The organism is Flavobacteriales bacterium (assembly GCA_013214975.1).
Classification (GTDB): domain Bacteria; phylum Bacteroidota; class Bacteroidia; order DT-38; family DT-38; genus DT-38.
This window is the reverse complement of the sequence record JABSPR010000458.1, coordinates 1-3,413: the sequence shown is the minus strand read 5'-3', so window position 1 is coordinate 3,413 and position 3,413 is coordinate 1. Positions and strand designations below refer to the sequence as shown.

General features: G+C 37.3%; 3 protein-coding genes. All 3 read right to left on the bottom strand.

Annotation, left to right across the window (positions count from 1 at the left end):
* Positions 1-1,035, bottom strand: a 1,035-nt coding sequence (yidC, locus tag HRT72_14135) for a membrane protein insertase YidC (GenBank protein ID NQY68849.1), incomplete at its 3' end; no start/stop codon positions are given.
* Between the two features lie 76 nt (positions 1,036-1,111).
* Positions 1,112-2,716 carry a CTP synthase gene (locus HRT72_14130; GenBank protein ID NQY68848.1) on the bottom strand — a complete coding sequence of 535 codons (1,605 nt, stop codon included), beginning with the start codon at positions 2,714-2,716 and terminating at the stop codon, positions 1,112-1,114.
* Between the two features lie 107 nt (positions 2,717-2,823).
* A partial coding sequence (locus tag HRT72_14125; protein ID NQY68847.1) for a DNA polymerase III subunit delta occupies positions 2,824-3,413 on the bottom strand: 590 nt, incomplete at its 5' end.

Below are 3,413 nucleotides of genomic sequence, written 5' to 3'. Positions count from 1 at the left end.
TTCGTACTCGTCGTCCATGTCATTTAAGATATCGTAATCCACAGGTCCGAAATAGAAACTCATCGGGAACGATTCGGTTGGTGAATGTTCGAATGGAATAGCCAATGTAGAGGACATTGTTTTAAGAACATGTGCAGAATCTTCTAAAGCAACTGTGCTCATGCTAATCGGTTTATGGAAAGCCGTTTCAGCTGTTAGGATAGAAGAGAAAAACTGTTGCTTGTATGCAATCCATTTAATTTTTGCATCTGCTTTAATGTCGTCGTCCGATCCTTCCGAAATGTAATCTACTTCATCACCTGCGTATTTGTAATATATCGTGGTGTATTTGCTTCTTTCGTCTTTGATGTTTTTCTCTAAAGGAAGAGCTGTTACAGTCCAATCTAAATCCATGTCAACAATATTAGAAGCGACTAGATTGTTAATGCCAACTAAGTTGATTGTTGTACCTACCTCATAACTGTTTCCAGAAAGGGTGTATTCGTACTCTACATATTCCGAAGGCGATGCGTAATAACGCATTGAAATTGACTTCGAATCATCGTTGGCTACAACGAAAGATTCTCCTTCTGCTTGAAACTGAAGTTCGCTTGTCGTAATTCGTTGATTACCAGTAAAGAATTTCAACCCGAATTCAGAATGCGCTTCATCAAATAGTATTAACGGCAGTGAATCATATGTTTGGTAATTCTTTAGTTCTACACTAGATACCTGTCCACCTAGAGAGCTTAGTGTAACTCGAATGAGCTCATTCTCAATAGTAACGTATTGGTTTTGTGCGTTCTGTTTAGTGTTAAATCCTAATTCGGTGATAGAAACACTATCCGTTTTTAGTGTATCTACTATAGTAGATTGTACATGTGTTTCCGGTGCTGATACTTCTGAAGATTTAATTTTTTTAGTTTCAATTTGTTCAATTGAATCTTGAATCACCTGAGCTCTAGCGAGTTCTTCTTCTGATGGAGAAATGTAGGTTAGGTAGGCCATGATTATGCCACCTATTAGTAGCATGCCTAATGTAGAATTCTTGTCCATTTATTAAAATTAATTTGGGGAGGCAAAGATACTATATCTGCCTTTAAATACTAAGAATTAGGGGCTAGAGAGTTAACTAGTTTCTGGCTGCTGCCTTAACGAAGTTCACGAAAAGTGGGTGAGGCTTAGAAACGGTGCTTTTATACTCCGGGTGGAATTGAACACCAACATACCATGGGTGATTTGGTATTTCAATAATTTCCACAAGATCGCTATCTGGATTGATTCCTGAGGCTATCATGCCTGCAGCTTCGAATTCGGCTTTATAAGCATTGTTGAATTCAAAACGATGACGGTGACGTTCCATTATATTGGACTCGTTGTATATCTCCGATGCTAGAGTGTCTTTTGTTATTGCGCAAGGATATTGTCCTAATCTCATTGTGCCACCTTTATCTGTAACTGTCTTTTGGCTTTCCATTAAATCGATAACTGGGAAGTCCGTTCCTTCATCGATTTCTACTGAGTTGGCGTTGGGTTTATGTAAGACATTCTGAGCGAACTCAATTACAGCGCACTGCATCCCAAGACAAATTCCTAAAAATGGAATATTGTTTTCTCTGGCATATTTAGCGGCTACCAATTTTCCGGGAATTCCTCTTTTCCCAAATCCTGGTGCAACTAAAATGCCTTGTAATTCTTTTAAATGATCAGCTGGGTCGCTCTTTTCAAGGTCTTCCGAATGAATCCACTGTACGTTAACTTGGCAGTTGTTCGCAGCGCCAGCATGAATAAATGATTCAGCAATTGATTTGTATGAATCTTGAAGCTCTACATATTTCCCAATTAAACCAATAGTAACTGTTTGTTTAGGATTTTTAATTCGCTTTAAGAACTCTCTCCAAACAATCAATTCAGGATCGCTTCCTAATTCTAAATTTAATTTTTCTAAGCAAACCGTATCTAGTTCTTCTTCTTTCATTAAAAGAGGAACATCGTAGATCGATTCAGCATCAATAGATTCTATAACACATTCTATCCCAACGTTGCAGAATAACGCAATCTTTTTCCGAATCGAATCTGTAAGATTGTGATTTGATCTACAGACTAATATGTCTGGTTGTACTCCAGACTCCAGTAGCGTTTTAACAGAATGCTGTGTAGGCTTAGTCTTAAGCTCTCCTGATGTAGATAAATATGGTAACAGTGTTAAATGAATAACAAGCATATCTCCATCGCTTTCCCATTTCATCTGACGAACAGCCTCTATATATGGTAGTGATTCTATATCGCCAACAGTACCACCGATTTCTGTAATGATAATATCGTATTCACCAGTTTCTCCAAGGAGTCTGATGCATCTTTTAATTTCGTTTGTGATGTGAGGAATTACTTGAACCGTTTTCCCTAAATATTCACCGCGTCTCTCTTTTTCGATTACCGATTGATAAATTTTACCAGTTGTAACGTTGTTTGCTTGAGAGGTTGGGATGTTCAGATACCTTTCATAATGACCAAGGTCTAAATCTGTTTCTGCGCCATCGTCCGTTACAAAACATTCTCCATGTTCGTAAGGATTTAATGTGCCGGGATCAATATTGATGTAGGGATCTAATTTTTGAATTGTAACCGAGTATCCTCTGGCTTGTAGAAGTTTAGCGAGAGAGGCGGCAAGTATGCCTTTCCCTAAGGATGAGGTAACACCACCTGTAACAAATATGTATTTCGTTTTTTTAGACAACCCAAATGAAATTTACGTTCACATGGGAGGTAAAATTAAATCAAAAAAGGGAATATAGAACTACGCAATCGTGTTATTCCACACTTCTTGTCGAAGTTTTTTAGTGATCAGTGTAATATTTTATAGATCAGCTCTTTTAGTAGTGCTCCTTCGCTTGTGGAGACACTTCCCACACCCTTAGATTTGAGATCATACTCTCTAAGAAGTTCAACTATCGCAACGGTTTTCCTGCTTTTGTAATTATTTGCACCTTCAATATAGTCCTTCACGAAAAAGGGCGATACTTTAAGTTGAGTAGCTACATTTTTACTGCTTTTGTCTTTTAGGAAATGATAAGACAGCACTTTAGAAAAGAAATTATAAAGAACACTTATGGTAACAATCATAGGATTGTTTTTTGGATTGTTCTCAAAATAATTGGCGATCATATTCGCTTTGAAAATATCTTTTTCGCCAAGCGCTTTAACTAACTCGAAATTATTGAAGTCTTTGCTTATGCCAATGTTTTGCTCAATGTCATCTTCACTAATGTCTTTACGTCCATCAAGGTTGAGGATTAATTTGTCTAACTCATTTGCAATTTTACTAAGATCATTTCCTAGAAACTGAGAGAGTAACATAGTAGCTTTTGGACTGATCGCGTGTTTTTTTCCGGCCAAATAACTGTTGATCCATGCAGGTACTTGATTATCATATA